Source organism: Marinobacter sp. 1-3A, from assembly GCF_016597775.1.
Lineage (GTDB): Bacteria > Pseudomonadota > Gammaproteobacteria > Pseudomonadales > Oleiphilaceae > Marinobacter > Marinobacter xiaoshiensis.
Genome location: NZ_VCGZ01000004.1, coordinates 353,233 through 372,612, shown reverse-complemented (window position 1 = coordinate 372,612; position 19,380 = coordinate 353,233). Strand labels below are relative to the sequence as shown.

Genomic DNA, 19,380 nt, shown 5'->3' with positions numbered 1-19,380 from the left:
ACTGCGCCTCACGCAGAAGTTGTAAACAGGAACCCAACATGTCTTTAAATCGTCGCCAGTTTCTCCAATACGCCGGCGCCCTCGGTGCTTTGGGTGCGCTTGGCAGCCAGGCCGCACTTGCACAAGTTCTCAACCCTCAACGCATGCAGCCCTGGCGCAACTGGTCGGGCGTGCAAACCTGCTTGCCAGCACAGCAGATAACTCCCAAATCACTCGACGAGTTGGTCAGTGTTATTGCCCAAAGTACGGGAACTATTCGCCCGGTTGGAGCAGGGCATTCATTCAGCCCGCTTGTGCCCACTGACGACACCCTGCTTTCCCTGGGCTATTTCGGCGGCATGTTAAGCCATGATTCAGAAACCCACCAGGCGGAGTTTGGTGCGGGCACTTCCATGGCCCTTATGGGCATGGCGCTGAACGATGTTGGCCAGGGCTTTATCAATATGGCGGATATTGATCACCAGACGCTGGGTGGCGCCGTTGCTACATCCACCCATGGTACCGGCATTAAATACGGTTCGTACTCCAGCTACATCAAAGGGTTGCAGCTAGTAACTGCGAGCGGTGAGGTCTTGGACTGCGATGCCACACGTAACCCGGAGGTGTTCCATGCTGCCCGCGTATCCATGGGGTCGCTCGGGGTAATTACCAAGCTGACCATGCAGAACCGGCCAGGCTACCGTCTTCGGGAAACCATGTGGGTGGCCAAAACAGAAGACTTGCTGGCGGATATTGATAAGCATGTGTCTGAAAACCAGCACTGGGAAATGCTGGTGATTACCCATTCAGACTATGCGCTGGCGATTGCCCTGAACGAAACTGAAGAGCCGGCTACACCGCCGGTAAACAAGGCTGAAAGCGGTGGCAATGAGTTTGTGACTCTGCTGGAGAAACTCGACAAATATGGCAGCGACTTCCCCTCGGCCCGCCGGTTTTTGCTGAACAACCTGCGGCACTTTGCCACCTTTGATGAGCGCATTGGCGAGTCCTACGAGATCTATTCCAACGTGCGCTCGGTGCGTTTTAACGAAATGGAATACTCAGTGCCTGCTGAGCATGGCCCTGCCTGCCTGCGGGAGATTCTGCAACTGATAGAGCGCAATGATTTACCCACCTGGTTCCCGCTGGAATACCGTTATGTGCAGGCTGACGATGTGCCTTTGAGTATGTTCCAGGGGCGCGACAGTTGCGCCATTTCTGTGCACCAGCACTACAGCATGGATTATCACAACCTGTTTGCGGCCATAGAGCCGATCTTCTGGAAGTACGACGGCAGACCCCATTGGGGCAAACTGCATACGCTGAATGCACGGCATCTGGAAAAGTTGTACCCACAGTGGCGCGAGTTTACCGGGCTGCGCGAGAGCCTCGACCCTCAGGGCAGATTTCTGAATGCCCACTTGCGCTCAATTCTGGGCGCGTGAAGGAGATAGTGAAGGAGAAGGTATTGTGAATCGTCGTGGTTTTCTGTTCACCGGCCTGCTCGGTGGTGCGGCCATACTGACCGGCGCTGCCTTGCTGCGACCTGCTGACAAGGGCAAACCTTACACGGCTTACTTTGAGGCGTTGAACGCGGAGCTGAAGCGCGCCGGGCCCATGCGGCCGGTGTTACTGGTGGATCTGGACAGGCTGGATCACAACATTGATGTGGTTAAAGCCTCCCTGCAACGCAGCGGCAAGGCCTTGCGCCTGGTTGAAAAGTCGCTGCCGGCGCGCGGGTTGCTGGAGTACATTGTCAGGCGTACCGGCACAGACAAGCTGATGTCGTTTCACCAGCCCTTCCTGAATCAGACTGCGGAATACTTTCCCGAAGCCGATATATTGCTGGGCAAGCCGCTGCCAGCCCGATCCGTTGAGGTGTTCTACCAGCAGCATCAGGGGCAGGCTGATCCCACAGCGCGAATCCAGTGGCTGATTGATGCGCCTGAGCGCTTGCAGGAGTACCTGCAGATAGCACAAGCACGCAACAGCAGGTTCCGGATCAACATTGAGCTGGACGTAGGCCTGCACCGCGGCGGTGTGGCCGATATGAATACCTTGAATGCGTTACTTGGTTTGATTGCCGATAACCCGGAGCATCTCGAGTTCTCGGGGTTTATGGGTTACGACCCGTTTGTAGGTATGGAATTGCCCTCGGTTCTTGGTTCTCCGGAAACGCTGCTAGGCAAGGTGATGACCCGTTATCAGGGCTTTGTTGATTTCACAAAAAATCACTACCCGGCATTATGGCGGGATGGCTTGGCACTGAATACAGCTGGCAGTCCAAGTTATCGGCTGCACGAAACTGAAACCCTGAGTACAGAGCTGGCGGTGGGCTCTGCCATGGTGATGCCCACCCACTTTGATTTGCCTTCATTGAGTGATCACATTCCCGCGGCCTTTATTGCCAGCCCGGTGCTGAAATCCACGGGGCCGGTGAATATTCCAGCGCTTGATGGGAAATCCAGAATCTTCTCTTGGTGGGATGTTAACCAACGCGCCAGCTACTTTATGTATGGCGGTAACTGGCTGGCAGACTTTGTTGCCCCAGAAGGGCTGCAGAGCAATAGCCTGTACGGCAGAAGCTCGAACCAGGAGCTGGTGACGGCCTCGCCGGGAGTGGGGCTTGAAGTGAACGATCAGGTGTTTTTGCGTCCGCAACAGAGTGAGGCAGTATTGCTGCAGTTTGGCGACATACTGGCTATGCGTAATGGCAAGATTGTTGATCACTGGCCGGTATACCAGGACGGGTCCCGGGCATAGCCAGTGAGCCATAAGGCCAGTGGCCAGCATTTGAAAACGCTGGCCACAGCCTGTGAGCTTACTTGGTGCCGGGGCGCTCAACTACTTTGCGTTTACCCTTGGCGCATCGGGACAGAGCTTTCAGGCCTTCTTCATCGAAAGCATCCACCCGGATAACGTCGTACAAAGCTGTCAGAGCTTCCTCAAGCTTCTCGCGTTCTTCTGTTTTCACAACGCCTTCTGCGCAGGCCCAGTCCACCAGCTTTTTGCGCTCATGGCCCATCAGCAGTGTCACTTCGTCCAGATCGTCTTTATCACGATTACGAATGGCTTCGTGCATGCGGCCACGTACATCGGCGGTTTCGTTTGCCAGCTTGTAGGCATTCAGAACCCGACCAAGAGGGTCCTTCGGATCCATTGTGGTATAAGCGCCGCGGCTGATGCGCTGGCGCAGTGGTGTGTCTTTAACGATGCTGGCAGCCACTTGGGCGCCAAGCTTGTCATCCGGCCCGTTCAGACCGGTCGCACCCAGCGGAAACACCAACAGGCGCATTGGCCAACGTAAAGCAGGTACAGGGAACTTGGTGATGGCTTCACGCATAGAGTGCTGCAAGTCCTGCAGGCAGGTTTGCAGGCACCATTCCACCAGCGGGCGCTGGTCGGCAGGGTAGCCTTCCTCGTGCCATTGCTTGATTACGGCCGTCGCGTAGTACAGCTGCACCAGGCAGTCTGCCATGCGCCCGGAGAGGCGCTGTCGGGCTTTTAACCGTCCGCCCACGGAGAGCAGAGTTACATCGGTCATCAGTGCAAACGCCGCCGAGAAGCGGGCAAGCTGGCGGTAATATGAGCGGATGTTTCCTTGCCGTGGGACGGTTTCAAACAACCCGCCGGAGAGGGCAAGAACCAGGGCCCTCAATGCGTTCCGTGTGGTGTGAGCCAGATGCTTGTAGAAGATGCCGTCGAACGTCTTTGCCGCCTGATCTTCATCTTTCATATCTGCCGCTGCAATTTCATCAACAATAAACGGGTGGCAGCGGATCGCACCCTGACCAAACACCATCAGGCTGCGAGTCAGGATGTTTGCGCCTTCCACCGTAATGCCAATAGGCACAGCGTTATAGGCGCGGGCCATGAAGTTGCGGGGGCCGGTAATAACGCCGCGGCCAGCGACTACGTCCATGGCGTGGTTGATCACTATTCGCATCAGGTCGGTGTTGCGGTATTTCAGCAGGGCAGACGGCACCGCTGGCCGCACGCCTCTGTCCAGCATGCCGGAGGTCAGCAAGCGTGCTGCATCCATCATGTAGGTGTAGCCGGCAATGGGTTCCAGAGCCTCCTGAACACCTTCAAACTGGCTGATGGAACGGCCGAATTGCTCGCGGGTATAAGCGTAGGAACCGGTTGCCAGGCTGGCAACCTTGCCGGCACCTGTGCCCAGCGCGGGCAGGGAAATGGAGCGTCCGATAGACAGGCATTCCAGCAGCATGGTCCAGCCTTTGCCGAGCATGTCCTGGCCACCGATGACCTGATCCATGGGAATAAACACCTCGGTGCCCCACGTAGGCCCATTCATGAACACAGTATTCATCGGCAGGTGTCGGGCGCCTGCGTGCACGCCTTCGGTTTCCCGTGGCACCAGAACACAGGTCACGCCTATATCTTCGTTATCGCCCAGCAGGTTTTCCGGGTCGTACACCTTGATGGCCAGGCCAATCAGCGTCGCCACCGGTGCCAGGGTGATATAGCGTTTGTTCCAGGTAACTTTCAGGCCCAGAACTTCTTCGCCGTTCCATTGGCCTTTGCATACGATGCCTTTGTCGGGAATGGCGCCTGCATCGGAACCCGCAATGGGCGATGTGAGGGCAAAGCAGGGAATCTCTTCACCGCCGGAGAGCCTTGGCAGGTAGTGCTTTTTCTGTTCGTCGGTGCCGTAATGCATCAGCAACTCACCCGGGCCGAGGGAGTTGGGTACCATCACGGTAACCGCAGCAGATACGCTGCGGGTAGAAATCTTCATGACGATTTCAGAATGGGCCGTGTTGGAGAAGCCCATGCCGCCGTCTTCTTTCGGAATCACCAGGCCGAAAAAGCCGTTCTCTCGGATAAATTTCCAGACCTTGTCCGGCAGGTCATAGTCTTCGTGGGTGATCTTCCAGTCATCGAGCATGCCGCAGAGTTTTTCTACCGGGCCGTCGAGAAAGGCCTGTTCTTCGCTGGTCAGGTGTGCAGGTTTTGCATCCAGCAGTTTCGACCATTCAGGCTTGCCAGAGAACAGTTCGCCATCCCAATCCACAGAGCCGGATTTGAGGGCTTCTTCTTCGGTTGAAGACAGCTTGGGAAGGCGGCTGCGAACCCACCCCAGTAGTGGGCGACTGAATTTATCAAGACGCATATCGCTGGGAATAACCAGAATCAGGGCAAGAGCCAGAAAAAGGCCGCCAAACAGAATGCTGGCAATGTGCCACTCGTCCTGGATCAGGCCAATCAGGGTTGCGGCAGACATCACCACAGCGGCTGTGGTGCCGCCAACTCCCACATAGATAAGAACCAGGGCACTGATGAGCAGTAAAAGTACACTCACGGGCAGACCTCCATATCGTGGATAAAAATTCAGCGAATTTCAGTTTAACCTTCGGCCAAAGTCCCCCCACATGCAAGGGCTGCGCGTGGGTAGGTCTGTGCCGGCGCCTCTGGCTACAGGCTCAGGCCAACAATCAGCAGGGCCAAGGTGGCCAGAAGAATGGCTACGTTGGTACCCAGCAAGGTGTTCAGTGTATCTGGCTGCTCAAGGGCACCTGGCAGTTTGCAGGCAAGCCAGAACGCGAAGGGCGCCGTTGCTAATGACAGTATAGACGGCAATGGCAACCAGCCAGTGAGTATGCCCATTACCAAAACGACATAACCCGAGAGAAACAATGCGGATACCAGCCGGGCAGCGGCGCTGGTGCCAAGGGTAACCACCAGATGGCGGCGCCCTATCTTTCGATCGGCTTCGACATCGGGAATCTGGTTGATCAACAGTAACTCGCTCACCAGAAGCAGGCTGATCACCGATACGGTAATGGCGGTGGCATCAAGCCGGGCCCCGAGCGCCACCAGTGTGCCAAGAACCATCACCGGCCCGAAACCTATGCCCGGAGCAAACAGGCACAGTAACGGAGAGCGGGTAATCCAGCGGGTATAGGTAACCACAAGTGCAATGCCGGCGGTCCCCAGAATCAACATGGGAAGCCCGCGCTGCCAGAGAAAGTAGAGCCCAATAAGAATAACCAAAGCCAGGGTTCCAAGAGCAGCAGCCAGTACACGCTTTGCTGCGCCCGGCACCTCCGGGAGAGCGCCGCTGCCACCGGAAAACGGGGTGCGGGTGGTAATCAGGTCCAGCCCGGACACAAAATCTTCATATTCATTAAGCAGGTTTACTGCAGCGTGGGCCAGCAGTGCGCCCACAAAAACCAGCAGCGTGTCCAGCAGCGCCGGTGGCTCGCCCTGGTGCCAGGCCACGGCAACGCCCAGCCCGACACACAAAGGCGCAAGAATCAGGAAGTTAGGGCGGGAGGCGCGAACCACCGCAATGGTTTCAGACATTCACTATTTCCTCAGATGTAACCGGCGGCAAAAACCAGCCCGAGCACAATGGGCATAACAATAAGGCTGCCGAGGTTACTTAATAGTACGAGAGAGGCCACTTTATGGGGCTCTTGCTGATACTGCTCTGCCACCATGTAGTTGAGCACCGCAGGGGGCAGGGCCGCGAAAACCCAGAGAGAGGCAATTTGAAGGCCGGGGAGATCCAGAAGTGCAATCATCGGCCAGGCCAGCAATAGCCCACTGACCGGGCAGGCAATGGCGCCCAGCATGCCCAGTTTCCAGTCACTGAAGTCGATATCCAGCATACGCACGCCGAGGGTAAACAACATTAGCGGTATGCAGATTTCCCCGAGCATGTTCAGGGAGTGAAGCAGCCAGTCGGGAAGGCTGACGCCCGATAGATTAACGGCCAGCCCCGCAATACTGGCAAATACAATGGGCAGTCTCAGACGCTGTAATATGGAGGTATGTGGGTCCAGCATGTATAGACCCACGGAAAAGTGCAGCAGCATTTCTACAATGAAGAGCACGATGGCTGCGGGTAGAGCCGCCTCACCAAAGGCAAGAACCAGCAGTGGGATTCCCATGTTGCCGGAGTTGTTGAACATCATGGGGGGCAAAAAGGTTTTCAGATTCAGGTTAAGAACCCGGGCCAGCGGATACAGAACAATACCCGAACCCAGCACCACCACCGTCGCAGCCAGCGCCAGCCCGGCGTAATCCTGCAGCGGCGCTTGCTGGTCGGCCAGCACTGCAAACACCAGCATGGGCACAAACAGTTCCATGTTCAGAACGTTTAAGCCGCGAATATCCGGGGTGCGAAACCGACCGTAAAGGGCACCGCAGCCAGCTATAAGAAAGACCGGTAGAAGGGTCGAGAGAATCTGGCCAATCATCGAAAGCTCCAATAGGCGCCGCAGGTTGGTTGCGGTGGTAGTGTTACCCGACCACAATAGCCCGGATACCTGGATTGCTAATCGGTTATGGAGTTTACCAGTGACAAGCCCGTTTGATCAGCCTCTTAATCGCCAAGATACCTGTTCGGTAAAACTCGATGTCCGCAAGGCGGTATTTGGCCGAGAGGATGTGATTCCAGTGTGGGTGGCAGACATGGATTTCGCCGCGCCAGAGGCCGTTACTCGCGCGCTTTCAGAGCGTGCCGCACATCCGGCTTATGGCTATACGCTTTTCCCCGATAGCCTTTACCAGTCAATACAGGACTGGTTTCGTGAGCAACATGGGTGGGAAATCAAGCGCCACTGGATACTGATGGCGCCGGGGGTTGTGCCGTCCTTGCATGCCGCCTGTATGGCTTATGCAGCCCCGGGTGAAGGCGTGATTGTTCAGCCGCCGGTGTACCCGCCGTTTTTCAGCTCGGTTCGCTTGAGTGGGCGCGAGATTATTGAAAATCCACTGGTTTGCGATGAAACCGGTTACTACCGGATGGATCTGGAGCACCTGGAAGCTTGCGCTGCGCGCCCGGATGCCCGCCTGCTGATGCTGTGCTCACCCCATAATCCTGTTGGGCGCATCTGGTCGGTGCAAGAACTGGAAGCCGTTCTGGATATTGCACGGCGCCATGATCTGGTGGTCATCTCAGATGAAATCCACTGCGACCTTACCTTTGCCGATATGCCCCGGCACCGGATGCTGGCAACACTAGCGCAACCCGGCGATGCGCTGATTACGGCCATCGCGCCCAGCAAAAGCTTTAACATACCGGGGCTTGGACTGTCTGCCCTTGTCATTCCGGACAGGGAACAACGCAATGCCATGCAAGCGGTGTTCGATTCCCTGCACCTGCCCCAGTGCAATCCGTTCAGCATTGCAGGATTTGAAGCCGGCTACCGTTTTGGTGGGCCCTGGCTGAGCGATCTGATGGCGTATTTGCAGAAGAACCGGGACTTTGTAGTCAACACGGTTAACGCGCGCTTGCCCGGCATTAAAACCCGTGCGCCAGAAGGGACCTACCTGGTGTGGCTGGATTGCCGGGATATGGGGCTGGATGACGCGGCATTGAAACGGTTTTTCGTGCAGGACGCCGGAGTGGGTATGAACCCCGGCATCTCGTTTGGTGAACAGGGCAGCGGTTTCATGCGGCTCAATATCGGCTGCCCCAAGGCTGTGCTGGCCGAGGTGCTGCAGCGAATCGAATCGGCTTTGAGTGGCCGCCAGCCATAGCCCTGAGCGTTACTCTCCTGGAACCTTGGCTTCTGTGCCTATGTGGTAGGCGGCAAAGCCCGCCATGACCACCTGATCTACCGCCATGCCAATGATTCGGCCATCGCTGTTGGAATGGATAGGGTACTGGGCGTTGGTGATCGGATCAGCAACATAGCCAAGAATCTGCCCCTTGGTTACTTTCGCGCCCAGCTTGACCTTGCTGAACAGAATGCCGCCGTCATTGGCGCGCACCCACGCAGAGTTGTAGTACACAGGTTGTGGGTCGCCCCATACGAACATCCGCGAAATCATGCCCTGCTTTTCCATCAGGCTGGTGAGGCTGTTTACGCCTGCCTTGATCTGATGTTCCTGTATACGATGGGATTCCCCAGCTTCCAGCGTCACTGAACGAATGCCCACATCTACCGCAGCGGTACGCAGCATTCCGGGCGATCCACTACTGTGTACCACTGCCATGCGGTCAAACCCGCGGGTAAATTCCGCAACTGTTGGGTTGTTCATGTCAGCACGAAGTTGCGGCAGGTTGGTTCGCTTAAGTGAACCGGTATGTATATCCACCAGCATGTCGCAATGCCGGATAATATTTTCGAAAAGTGAGTAGGCAATCCGGTCTGCCAGGCTGCCATTCGGGCGGCCAGGGAAGTGCCGGTTCAGGTCGCGGCGATCTGGCAGGTAGCGGCTACCTTGCTGGAAGCCAGGCAGGTTCACAATGGGGATGCCTACCACGCTGCCACTGAGCTTTTCCGGATCAAGGTCGTACATTGTCTGGCGGATAATTTCGATGCCGTTGAGCTCGTCGCCATGAATGGTGCCTGTCAGGCACAGGGTTGGGCCGGTATTCACACCGTTGACCACCAATACCGGTGTGGGCTGCGACAAGCCGGCAATCTGAATGCCGGATGACCAGGACAGGCGTGTTGATGTGCCAGGCAAGACTTCGCTGCCAAGCAGAACCAGGTTTTTTGCAGGCTGTGGACCTTTAACTTGCGGTTCGGGTGCCTTGTCTTCCGGAATGTCGATTGCGATCGGCTCTTCAGTGCCGGGATTGCTCTGAGCGGCAGGATCTTTCGGCGGCTCAGGGGTAGGGGCAGGCGCAACTTCCTTCAGGTCAATGTTAGGCGCTACTTTTTTCGGCTTTGATGAACGTTTTGGTTTGGGTGCTGGTGTCACCTCTTCGGCTGCTGGTACCACATCGGGCGCTGGCGCCTCCGGGGAGCTTCGCCGTGGTTCTGAGTGCTCCACATCTTCAACGTTTTCGTCCTCAGCCAATTCTGCCAGCAGAATTTCCTGGGCAGCCGGTGTCTGAGCCTTGCTTACAGGTGGATCTGCCAGTGATACGGCAGGCAGGGCCAGCATGAGCAAGCAAAAGGGGGTTGTAAGAGCGGTCAGCATTTTCAGCCTGTAAAACAGCATGATTCCTCACGGGTTGTTCACGAAGGCCCAAGGATAAAGGTTGGCCGAGGGTCATGGATATGGCAATAACACAGGTTTAATGCCATTTTCATGATGCAGTCATGAACAAGGTTGCCAATAATAGTTATGGTCGCAGAGTACATGCGAGCCTGATCTATCCAGTTATATCCGACTGAGGAAGTTAACTATATGGACTTTTTGCGAATTCTTATTGCCATTCTGTTACCGCCACTGGGTGTGTTTTTGCAGGTAGGCATCGGAAAACACTTCTGGATCAACATACTGCTGACGATTCTGGGCTACATCCCCGGTATCGTGCATGCGGTGTACATTATCGCCAAAAAATAGAAACTGGCAGGCACTTTGCGCGCCTGCCAGTGGGCTGGGCTCAGGTAGTCTTAGTGGCTTGCCAGAGCCCATCTTCCTGCACAGCGCGGCCATCTGCTTCCAGCTTCAACAGGTGCGCCAGTGCTGAACGGGCTGCAACGCCATGAATGGCCGCTGGCACGTCGCCGTAGGCTTTGCTGGTGAGGTCTTTCAGGTTGACCGGTGAAAGTTTGGCGAGTGCGCGCGCAATCTTGTGCTCTCTGGCCATCCGGTGGGTGATCAGGTAGTCGATGATGGCTTGCGGTTGTCCCATCACGAAGCCGTGGGCCGGCGCGATGAAGCGAATGGGTTCTGCCAGCAGATCGTAAAGCGATTCCAGATAAGCCTTCATGTCGCCGTCGGGTGGGTTTATAACCACCGTTGAGCCCTGCATGATGTGATCCCCTGAAAACAGCAACTGCTGATCTTCTAACAGGAAACACAGATGGTTGGAGGCGTGTCCGGGTGTGTGCAGAACCTTGAGAGTGCCTGCATCGGTTTCGATCAAATCCCCGTGCTCAGGCTGTTCGTCCGGTGCGAATTTATGGTCCTGGCCCGGGCCGTCCGGCGCAGATCGACCATAAATCCGGCAGCCTGTTTTTTCCTTAAGCGCCCGGGTGCCCGGGGAGTGGTCCAGGTGGGTGTGCGTGACCACCACCGAATCAATCTTGCCTCCAGTCACCTCAAGAATGCGTTCCATGTGGCTCGCGTTGTCTGGGCCCGGGTCGAGCACGGTAAACCGTTCGTGGCCAAGAATGTAGGTGTTGGTGCCCGGGCCGGTCATTATGCCGGGGTTGGGGGCTGTCAGGCGAATCACACCTGCCGCAACTTCCACCGGCTCACCGGGAACAATTTCTGCTCTGGTGCTGCCTTCACCTTCCGGGTCCAGTTTGACGGCTTCCGCGTAAGCGGGCGAATCCGGCTCGAGAAACACCGGCTTGCCACGACGGATCGCCGGCCAGGGCTGGCTTGGGTAAGGTTCGGGAGGGTTTGCCCAGGCGTAGCGCATGAGGCTTTCCACAGAATCAAAATCCCGCAGGACTCTTAGGGTTCCTACGGTTGGCAGCGTCATCAGGCGTGTGCCGGCACGGTGTTCCTGCAGGGCCTGCTCCGGTTGAATCCACACGTGATCGATGGTTTCCTCGCCATCGTGGCTCACGTACTGGCTCTCTGGCGCTTCGGTTACGAAGAACCGGGTATCAAAACGCCGGGGAGGGCCGGGAGGGGTAATCCAGTGGCTCAGGTAAGCCAACCTGTCCAGTGGGATTGTAAGCTGGTGGCGCTGGCACAGTTCGGCCAGGGGCAGCTCGCCTTTGAACACCGCCTTGCGGTCGTCGTGGGCTGGGTGATCTCCGCCGATGAGCTTCCGCTCGCTATCAATAGCTACTAGCACGCCCGCTTCTTCAAAGCACTCGCGGACGGCGGCCAGCATGTAATCCGCACCGCCTTCGCTCAGGCTCATGGTATGGCTGATTTCGGTGTCCTTCAGGCCAGCGGTGTGTTTGCGGCCGAGGGATTCCTGCTGATCTACCGCGCCGCCGGGGAAAACATAAAAGCCGGGTAGAAAAACGGCACTCCAGGTGCGTTGTAACAGCAGTACCTCGATACCTTCGGGGGTATCTCTTACCAGTGCCAGAGTGGCCGCAGGGCGAATTTCCATAGAGTTTCCATTATTCAAAGCCGTAACCTCCGCTTGCCTTTACAACCAGCGCGCAAAGGCTGAATCCAGCGCTAAAAGACCAACAAAGACGATAACCGATTTTTGCAACAAGATCATTGAGATGAAGGTCGTTGCACAAGAGGGTATCATTCAGTGTCGCACACGACCCTTTGCCATACAGGTACCTTAAGTGGCCCGAATCAAGCTTTCTTTCCCCGATGAAGTGTTCTGTTTTGAAACCCTGTTGCAGGTTAGAACAACGGATATCAACGGTGCTAACCACCTGGGTAACGATGCGCTGGTTTCAATGCTGTCGGAAGCGCGAGCCCAGCTTTTGATCAGTCATGGTATTTCTGAGGGTAACAGCAGCGGCCAGGGCATTATTGTCACGGACCTGGCGACCATGTATCAGTCAGAATCCTTCTTCCCGGAAATGCTGCGCTTTGAAGTGGGGGTGATGGATTTTAATAAGTACGGCGGGGATTTCGTATTCCGGGTCACCAAAGCTGAGAGTGGTCAGGCGGTTGCCCTGGCGAAGTACGGGTTCGTGTTTTTTGATTACCTCCAGAAGAAAGTAACCCCTGTGCCAGAAAGCTTCCGGTCACGCTTTGCCTGACGCGCTCTCACGGAGCTGCTTCATACCGGCGCGATAGAAGCTGTAAGCCATAATGCCGGCCAGCAGGTTGCCCACCAGCGCACCGCTCATCAAGCCGTAAATGCCGTTGAGCTGGCTGCCCAGCCAAAGCAGGGGCAGAAAGCACAAAAACAGCCGCAGCATTGAAACCAGCAACGCCCGCACGGCAAGGCCAAGGGCGTTGCAGATGGACACCATCAACATGCACACCCCCAGGCCGCTGTAACTGAGTGGCACCCGCACAAGATAGGCACCAAGAATCTCCTGCACCTGTTGGTCGCTACTGAACAGGTCAGATACCAGGCCGGAGGCAATGAGCCATAGCAGGCCAATGGCCAGTTGCCAGCCCACCACGAAGCGCACCGCAATACGCACCAGTTTGCGGATCTGTTCTATATCCCCGGCACCCAGCAGGCGGCCAATCATCGGCGGCATGGACATGGTGAGTGCGAGTACCACCACAATGGAGAAGAATTCCAGGCGCGTGCCCAGGCCCCAGGCCGCAACCGCGGCCGAACCAAAACCCGCAACCATGGCCGTTGCCAGCATGGCGGAAACCGGCGGCATAAGCTGGCTGACCATGGCGGGTGCCATGATGCTGTTGAGTTGTCTGAGGGCGCGCCCCAAGGCGAGTTCACGAAGATCAAATCTGGCCCAGCCGCGCTTCAGCAGTTTTGGATAGATGAACAGGCAGCCGATTCCGAAGGAGGTTACGGTGGCCCAGGCGGCACCGGGCAGTCCCCAACCGAATACGAAGATATAGAGTGGGTCGAGAGCTATGTTGGCGAGGCTGGTAGCTACCATCATGTAGCCAGGCAGTTTGGTGTCGCCATGGGAGCGGCAAATGCTGTAGCCAAAGTACAAAAAGGCGCCGATCCAGGCGGAAAATAGCCAGGGTACCCAGTAAGTACGCACCATGGGGAGCAGGGTGTCGTCTGCGCCGAGGGCGGTCATGATTGGGGTTTGGAAAAGCCACAAGACGATGCAGAGTACGAAGACCAGTGTGCTGCCAACGGTGATAACCAAACCACCCAGGCGAAATGCCCGGAGTTCGTCACCTACCCCAAGTGTGCGCGAAATGATGGCGGTGGTGGCAATGCCAAGGCCCACTTGTAACCCGATGATGAGCTGGTGCATGGGGAGTGTGAAGCCCAAAGCAGCCAGCGGGTCACGGCCAAGCTGGCCGATAAATGCACTGTCGGCGAGCTGGAAGGTCATGAGTGAGAGAGCGCCAAACAGCATGGGCCAGGTCATGGTGTAGAGCTGGCGGGGTAGGCTGGCGGTTTGGGTGGTGTTGCTCACGGGTTTTGGGATTGCCTTGGTGTTGGGCTGGGGGGTTGAGTCTAACAGGTTTGTGATCTGAGTTCGGAGGTGGCCTAGCGGGCGAGCCAACCTCACCAGACACGCCGTGAACCCGTCCTTGGGGGCTTGGCATTGCCATCCATGGCAATGCACAGTCTGATGAGGTTGGCTCGCCCGCTAGGCTCCGTGCTCTGATATGGCCTGCAGAACACTATTCTTTGACGAGCTTACGCCAGTTTCAGGCTGATTGAAGGTTCGCGGTTATAGAGCCTTCAGTGCTGCGTCGTAGTCCGGTTCGTCGTGGATTTCGCTGACCAACTGGCTGTGGATAACCTTGTTGGTTTCATCCAGAACCACCACTGCGCGGGCACAGAGTCCCGCCAGTGGGCCGCCCTGAAGAGCTACGCCGTAATCCTGCTGAAAGCTGTAGTTCCGGAAGGTGGATAGGGTTTCTACGTTTTTCAGGCCTTCGGCACCACAAAAGCGGGATGCAGCGAAGGGCAGGTCGGCGGAGACAACCAGAACCACGGTATTGTCCAGGGAGCCTGCTTTTTCGTTGAATTTACGGGTAGATGTGGCGCACACGCCTGTGTCGATACTGGGGATGATGTTCAGGATTTTGCGTTTGCCTGCCCAGTTGTCGAGGGTTACTTCTTCGAGGCCGCTGCTGGTGAGTGTGAAGGCGGGTGCTGTGTCGCCGGCCTTTGGAAATTCACCGCTCAGTTCAATGGGGTTGCCGTCAAAAGTGACTGTGCTCATGGAGTGCTCCTTTGGTGATACAGAAGGTGATGCAAAAATAGCAAAACAGAAATAAGTTGAAACCGCTTACCCTGTTTAGTCCATTTTCGTTGAGATTGCATCCCTTCGGGGTGTTTGAGCAGGGTTAGCGGCTGGATGCAGTCTGTGGTTCGAACCCTGGAGCCGGGTGGCGTTGAACCAGAAGCAGGTAGCCTGCCAGGGATGCGACGGCGCAGATGGCGATGGTGGCGGCCATAACCAGTGAGGTGCCGTCGTGGAGGTAACCTACAAGCATGCCTGCGAAGGCGGCGACAGCCATTTGCGCAAAGCCGAACAGTGCAGACGCAGACCCGGCCATGCGCGGGAAGTTGGCCATGGCACCTGCCATGGTTTGGGGCATGACCATGCCCGTGCCTGCCATAAACACGGCTTGCGGAAGGATCACTGCCCACACGCTGAAGACTTCTGCCAGCGCCAAAGCCGCCATTAAGCTGCCACCCACAACGGCAATGATTAAACCGCGAACCAGAATTTGATCTGGCACCAGGCGGCTGCCGAGGCGGATTGCCGAGAGATTTCCGGTGACATAACCGGCAACAATTCCCGCGAAATACAGGCCGAACTGTTGCGGTGGCACTTTGAGAAAGTCGATCAACACGAATGAAGAGCCGGAGAGAAACGCGAACAGGCCGGAGAATAGCAGTGCGTTAGTTAGTGTATAGCCTAAAAAGCTGATGTCTGTCCCTATAGCGCGATAGTTCCGTAGCAGGCTGCACAGTTTAAGGGGCTGGCGGTATTCAGGCCGCATGGGCTCCGGGATGCCGAAGGCGACGACCACTGCCATGATCAGGGCATAGCCCCCAAGTACGATAAAAATGGAGTGCCAGCCCAAGCCGGCCACCATGATGCCACCCAATGTGGGTGCCACAGCAGGGGCAAGCGCCATGATGCTGGCCAGAAGCGCCATGATTTTTGCGGCTTCGCGGGGGGTGTAGATATCCCGAATGGCTGCGCGCCCAAGAACGGGCCCGGCTGATCCGCCCAAGGCTTGCAGAAATCGGCAAAGAATCAGGGTTTCGATGTTGCTGGCCAGCGCACAGCCAATGCTGGCGAGGGCGAAGACTACAAAGCCGCCAATCATGATGGGTTTGCGGCCGAATCGGTCCGCCAGGGGGCCACACACCAGTTGTGCTATGGCAAAGCCAACCATGTAGAGGCTCAGGGTTAGCTGAACCTGACTGGTGCCTGTGCCAAAGTCGCTGCCGATTTGCGGCAATGCCGGCAAATACATATCGGTGGCAAGCGGCCCAAGAGCTACGGCGGCGGCGAGCAGTATGGTTGTCCATATACTGGTGAGTGCTAGCATCTATCATCCATGCGTTGGAGGAGGCGAGCATGGGGGCGAGCTTTCCAAAACACGCCGTGAATACGTCCCTGTAGGCTCCGCTCCGCCATCCATGGCTCCGCAGGGTTTTGGAAAGCTCGCCCCCACGCTCGTGGCAAACTTTGGAGTGGATTCTAGGGGGTGCCTTGCGAAAAAATAACAGGGGCGCTGCTCATAGGATATATGAACAAAACAGATGGGTTAGTCGTTCAGGCCATTCATGGTGGCGGCTACAGCGTTCACCTGGTTTCTCAGCCAACGGTGCGCGGGGTCGTTCTGGTTGCGGCGGTGCCAGACCATCAGCAGGGTAAATGGCTTGAAATTGAAGGGTAAGGGCACCCAGGCAAAATCCCGAAGTAAGTGTTTGCTCATGCGCTCAGGTGCGGTAACCAGCATGTCTGTGCCCCGGAGGAATTCCGGCAGGCCGGAGAAGTTGGAGACGGTAATGGCGTTACGGCGGGTTAGGCCGCGTGCAGATAAGCCGGCTTCGAGAGCAGGTTTTTCTCCGGTGCCGAATACCATGGCGATGTGGTCGGCTTTCAGGTAATCGGTAACCGTCTCAGGGGCTTCGCGTTGGCTGGGGTCGTAAAAAACTACCATGTGATCCCCCATCAGCCCTCGTTGCATAATGTCGGTGGCTTCCGGGGCGTGGGGGGAGATGATCAGGTCGCAGATGTTTTTACGCAGCATGTCTGCTGTGGGAATGCCGGAGGCAATGACCTGCAGTGTAACGCCAGGCGCTTGCAGGCGTAGGCGTTGCATCAGTTGCGGGAGGAGTAAATCCCGCTCGTAGTCGTTGGCGGCGATGGTGAACGAGATTTCGGTGGTTTCTGGTGTGAAGGGTGGGCCAGAGGCCAGAGAATGCAGGTCATCCAGAATCTGGCGAATGTGGGAGCCGGCCTGCATTGCGTAGCGCGTGGGTGTGATGCCGCGCCCGGATTTGACGAACAGGGGGTCCCCGAGGGCTTTACGCAGGCGGTCGAGCGTGTGGCTTACGGCGGATTGGCTGACTCCAAGCTTGACCGCAGCACGGGAAACACTGCCTTCGTCAAGAACGGCAACGAAGGTGTGGAGCGCGCGGATATCAAGATTGAATGTATCAATAAGGTTCATGGGTAGCAGTGTAATCCACAACTGCCGATCCCGGAACCGGGCTCGTCATTAATCTGAACGCTGGCCCAACCATTCAGCGATTTCCAGCCAGCTTTCCCGAGGCGCTTTGCTACCGGCCAGAATGCCCATGTGCCCACCGGGAGTAACGCGGAAGGTTTTGTCCACGGAGCTGATATGGTCCATCAAACTCCTGGCCGCAGCCGGCGTTACCATGGTGTCTTCGCTGCCTGCCACGGCAAACAGGTTGGCGTTTACGTTGATCAGCTGTGCGTGATCGTCACCAATTTGCACCTTGCCGCGGGATAATTCGTTATCGATCCAGAGCCGAACCACCGCGTCCTGAACGATACCGCCGGGGTAGGCGACCATGCGATCCAGGAAGGCGGAGGTGGTGGCATGACTGCTAACAAACTCCCGGTCTCCCAGGCGGATAATCAGCTCCCAGTAACCCATAATACTGCCGATAGGGTTGGTTAGTTTGAAGCCGATGGTGTTCGCCCAGCCCGGGCTGTGGAACCAGTGTGGTTTCAGGTCGTGAATCTGAAGCCCGGTGCGCCGGTAAATGGCTCCGGCAACATCGGCCATACGCTGGTTCAACAAACCCAGAATGCCAGACGCGTGGCTGTCGATGGGTGAGCCCAGAATGATGGCATTACGGATATGTTGGTCTTTGCTCAAAGCCGTATAAAACAGGGTGAACATGCCGCCCATGCTCCAGCCGTGCAGCGACAATTCCTGCTGGCCGCTGTGCTGCCGAACTCTGTCGAGAGAGGCGGGTAGCAGCTCAGCCACATAGGTATGTAAGTTGTAATGACTGTGTGCCCGCGTGGGGATGCCCCAGTCTATGAGGTACACCTCAAAGCCTTTCGCCCGCAGAAATCTAACGAGGCTACGCTGGGGGAAAAGATCGTAGATCAACATGTTTACTGCCAGCGGCGGAATAATCACCACCGGTGTTCGGTGTCTGTTTGTCTCAACGGGAATGGTTATGCCATCAAGCTCGATGATGTCTTCTTTCAGTGGCGGGTAATAGCGCAAGCTGACCAGGCCATCGGTATGAAGGGTTTCAAAAGGTGTTTGCCCCGCTTGCACCAAGCTGGCAGCACGGAATACACGGTCAAAGGCATTGCCGGCATAACGTGATGTTTGCCGTGCCAGCCTGGCAGCTCTTTTGGTTGCGGCGTTGATAATATTGGGCATCGGGAAGATCCGTGATAAAAGATGTGAGGCTAATGCCAAACCCTTGGCAGCGCCATGGCAATACTGTCACTTTTGGTTGGCAGAGCGGTCACAATCAGCCACTGCCCATAGCCGGTGCTGATTGGTATGATTGCCCACCACTGGCTAAATAATCACAACAGGAACCGTATGCTCAGTTTCCTACCTGCTCCCGTTATTGGTGTGCTCAACTCCATTTTGTTGGCAATTAACACGCTCTTCTGGTGTGTGCTGCTTTATATCCCGGCCTTGCTGAAGCTCATTATCCCACACAAGGGCTTTCGGGTACTTTGTACCAAGATCATTATCTGGATTTCAGAGTCCTGGGTGGCCTGCAACACAGGCTGGATGAAGCTTACCCACGGCACTAAATGGCATGTCACTGGTGCGGAAAACCTGCGTCGTGAAAGCTGGTACCTGGTTCTCAGCAATCACCAGAGCTGGGTGGATATTTTTGCCATGCAGCGGGTGTTCAATCGCCGTGCACCTTTTTTGAAGTTCTTTCTGAAGCAACAGCTGATTTGGGTTCCCGTTATCGGGTTGGCCTGGTGGGGCCTGGATTTCCCGTTTATGAAGCGGTACTCCCGGGAATATCTGATCAAGCATCCGGAGAAGCGTGGGGAAGATCTCAAAGCCACTCGCCGTGCCTGCGAGAAGTTTCGTTATACCCCTGTGAGCGTAATGAACTTTGTAGAAGGCACCCGGTTTACCCCTGCAAAACATGCGAAGCAAAAATCCCGTTACAAGCATTTGCTCACGCCAAAAGCAGGCGGCGCCGCTTTCGTACTGGATACCATGGGCGATTCAATACAAACGCTGGTTGATGTCACCATTGCTTATCCCGGCGGAGCACCCTCATTCTGGGACTTTATTTGTGGTCGTATGAAGGAAGTGAAAATGGAAATTCATACCGTGACAATCCCTGAGCACCTGAAAGGACGGGATTATGCGACCGATGCAGAGCACCGGCGCAACGTGAAGAACTGGTTGGGTGAGCAGTGGCAGGCCAAGGACGCCCGCCTGGAGGAAATGCTCAAGCCCTAGCATTGACGAGCGACG

The 19,380-nt window shown here is 56.4% G+C and carries 16 protein-coding genes; 6 read left to right on the top strand and 10 right to left on the bottom strand.

Annotated features, from left to right (window positions below; genetic code table 11):
• The first annotated feature begins 38 nt into the window (after nt 1–38).
• A complete protein-coding gene (locus FE848_RS08860; RefSeq protein WP_200202482.1) occupies nt 39–1,424 on the top strand; it encodes a D-arabinono-1,4-lactone oxidase in 1,386 nt (461 codons plus the stop codon).
• A 25-nt stretch (nt 1,425–1,449) separates the two neighbouring features.
• Nucleotides 1,450–2,742, top strand: a complete 1,293-nt coding sequence (locus FE848_RS08855) for a DSD1 family PLP-dependent enzyme (protein ID WP_200202421.1) — start codon at nt 1,450–1,452, stop codon at nt 2,740–2,742.
• A gap of 58 nt (nt 2,743–2,800) precedes the next feature.
• Here the strand turns inward: FE848_RS08855 and FE848_RS08850 are convergent, their stop codons facing one another.
• The 3 genes from FE848_RS08850 to FE848_RS08840 all read right to left on the bottom strand — a co-directional run bounded on the left by FE848_RS08850 (nt 2,801) and on the right by FE848_RS08840 (nt 7,205).
• Entirely contained in the window at nt 2,801–5,302 is a 2,502-nt protein-coding gene (locus FE848_RS08850; RefSeq protein ID WP_200202420.1) for an acyl-CoA dehydrogenase, read from the bottom strand.
• A 113-nt stretch (nt 5,303–5,415) separates the two neighbouring features.
• Nucleotides 5,416–6,306 (bottom strand): prenyltransferase, encoded by an 891-nt coding sequence (locus FE848_RS08845; protein ID WP_200202419.1) that lies wholly within the window; start codon nt 6,304–6,306, stop codon nt 5,416–5,418.
• A gap of 11 nt (nt 6,307–6,317) precedes the next feature.
• On the bottom strand, nt 6,318–7,205 hold the full coding sequence (locus tag FE848_RS08840) for an AEC family transporter (RefSeq protein ID WP_200202418.1): 888 nt from the start codon (nt 7,203–7,205) through the stop codon (nt 6,318–6,320).
• A 100-nt stretch (nt 7,206–7,305) separates the two neighbouring features.
• On the opposite strand from FE848_RS08840, the gene FE848_RS08835 reads away from it, so the two are divergent.
• Complete coding sequence (locus FE848_RS08835) at nt 7,306–8,490, top strand: MalY/PatB family protein (RefSeq protein WP_200202417.1); 1,185 nt, start codon at nt 7,306–7,308, stop codon at nt 8,488–8,490.
• 9 nt (nt 8,491–8,499) lie between these two features.
• Here the strand turns inward: FE848_RS08835 and FE848_RS08830 are convergent, their stop codons facing one another.
• Nucleotides 8,500–9,906, bottom strand: coding sequence for a succinylglutamate desuccinylase/aspartoacylase family protein (locus tag FE848_RS08830; RefSeq protein WP_200202416.1), 1,407 nt, complete (start codon nt 9,904–9,906; stop codon nt 8,500–8,502).
• A gap of 189 nt (nt 9,907–10,095) precedes the next feature.
• On the opposite strand from FE848_RS08830, the gene FE848_RS08825 reads away from it, so the two are divergent.
• Nucleotides 10,096–10,254, top strand: a complete 159-nt coding sequence (locus tag FE848_RS08825) for a YqaE/Pmp3 family membrane protein (RefSeq protein ID WP_200202415.1) — start codon at nt 10,096–10,098, stop codon at nt 10,252–10,254.
• 40 nt (nt 10,255–10,294) lie between these two features.
• Here FE848_RS08825 and FE848_RS08820 read toward each other — a convergent pair whose 3' ends face one another.
• A complete protein-coding gene (locus FE848_RS08820; RefSeq protein WP_200202414.1) occupies nt 10,295–11,932 on the bottom strand; it encodes an MBL fold metallo-hydrolase in 1,638 nt (545 codons plus the stop codon).
• Between the two features lie 190 nt (nt 11,933–12,122).
• Between FE848_RS08820 and FE848_RS08815 the strand changes: the two genes are divergently transcribed.
• Nucleotides 12,123–12,548: a thioesterase family protein gene (locus FE848_RS08815; RefSeq protein ID WP_200202413.1), complete on the top strand. Its 426-nt coding sequence runs from the start codon at nt 12,123–12,125 to the stop codon at nt 12,546–12,548.
• On the opposite strand, the gene FE848_RS08810 is transcribed toward FE848_RS08815, so the two are convergent.
• The 5 genes from FE848_RS08810 to FE848_RS08790 form a co-directional block, all read right to left on the bottom strand.
• Nucleotides 12,534–13,820: an MATE family efflux transporter gene (locus FE848_RS08810; protein WP_200202481.1), complete on the bottom strand. Its 1,287-nt coding sequence runs from the start codon at nt 13,818–13,820 to the stop codon at nt 12,534–12,536. The genes FE848_RS08815 and FE848_RS08810 overlap by 15 nt on opposite strands.
• A 309-nt stretch (nt 13,821–14,129) precedes the next feature.
• Complete coding sequence (gene tpx, locus FE848_RS08805) at nt 14,130–14,627, bottom strand: thiol peroxidase (RefSeq protein ID WP_200202412.1); 498 nt, start codon at nt 14,625–14,627, stop codon at nt 14,130–14,132.
• 124 nt (nt 14,628–14,751) lie between these two features.
• Nucleotides 14,752–15,972 (bottom strand): Bcr/CflA family multidrug efflux MFS transporter, encoded by a 1,221-nt coding sequence (locus FE848_RS08800; protein WP_200202411.1) that lies wholly within the window; start codon nt 15,970–15,972, stop codon nt 14,752–14,754.
• Nucleotides 15,973–16,191: 219 nt separating this feature from the next.
• On the bottom strand, nt 16,192–17,103 hold the full coding sequence (locus FE848_RS08795) for a LysR family transcriptional regulator (RefSeq protein ID WP_200202480.1): 912 nt from the start codon (nt 17,101–17,103) through the stop codon (nt 16,192–16,194).
• A gap of 48 nt (nt 17,104–17,151) precedes the next feature.
• On the bottom strand, nt 17,152–18,303 hold the full coding sequence (locus tag FE848_RS08790; RefSeq protein WP_200202410.1) for an alpha/beta fold hydrolase: 1,152 nt from the start codon (nt 18,301–18,303) through the stop codon (nt 17,152–17,154).
• 168 nt (nt 18,304–18,471) lie between these two features.
• On the opposite strand from FE848_RS08790, the gene FE848_RS08785 reads away from it, so the two are divergent.
• Entirely contained in the window at nt 18,472–19,365 is an 894-nt protein-coding gene (locus FE848_RS08785) for an acyltransferase (protein WP_200202409.1), read from the top strand.
• Nucleotides 19,366–19,380 lie beyond the last annotated feature (15 nt).

What these genes read in the sequence shown, in the direction of transcription:
- FE848_RS08860 (WP_200202482.1), top strand. Translation starts at nt 39, where the DNA reads ATGTCTTTAAATCGTCGCCAGTTTCTCCAATACGCCGGCGCCCTCGGT.
- FE848_RS08845 (WP_200202419.1), bottom strand. Translation starts at nt 6,306, where the DNA reads ATGTCTGAAACCATTGCGGTGGTTCGCGCCTCCCGCCCTAACTTCCTG.
- FE848_RS08840 (WP_200202418.1), bottom strand. Translation starts at nt 7,205, where the DNA reads ATGATTGGCCAGATTCTCTCGACCCTTCTACCGGTCTTTCTTATAGCT.
- FE848_RS08830 (WP_200202416.1), bottom strand. Translation starts at nt 9,906, where the DNA reads ATGCTGTTTTACAGGCTGAAAATGCTGACCGCTCTTACAACCCCCTTT.
- FE848_RS08825 (WP_200202415.1), top strand. Translation starts at nt 10,096, where the DNA reads ATGGACTTTTTGCGAATTCTTATTGCCATTCTGTTACCGCCACTGGGT.
- FE848_RS08820 (WP_200202414.1), bottom strand. Translation starts at nt 11,932, where the DNA reads ATGGAAATTCGCCCTGCGGCCACTCTGGCACTGGTAAGAGATACCCCC.
- FE848_RS08810 (WP_200202481.1), bottom strand. Translation starts at nt 13,820, where the DNA reads ATGACCTGGCCCATGCTGTTTGGCGCTCTCTCACTCATGACCTTCCAG.
- tpx (WP_200202412.1), bottom strand. Translation starts at nt 14,627, where the DNA reads ATGAGCACAGTCACTTTTGACGGCAACCCCATTGAACTGAGCGGTGAA.
- FE848_RS08800 (WP_200202411.1), bottom strand. Translation starts at nt 15,972, where the DNA reads ATGCTAGCACTCACCAGTATATGGACAACCATACTGCTCGCCGCCGCC.
- FE848_RS08795 (WP_200202480.1), bottom strand. Translation starts at nt 17,103, where the DNA reads ATGAACCTTATTGATACATTCAATCTTGATATCCGCGCGCTCCACACC.
- FE848_RS08790 (WP_200202410.1), bottom strand. Translation starts at nt 18,303, where the DNA reads ATGCCCAATATTATCAACGCCGCAACCAAAAGAGCTGCCAGGCTGGCA.
- FE848_RS08785 (WP_200202409.1), top strand. Translation starts at nt 18,472, where the DNA reads ATGCTCAGTTTCCTACCTGCTCCCGTTATTGGTGTGCTCAACTCCATT.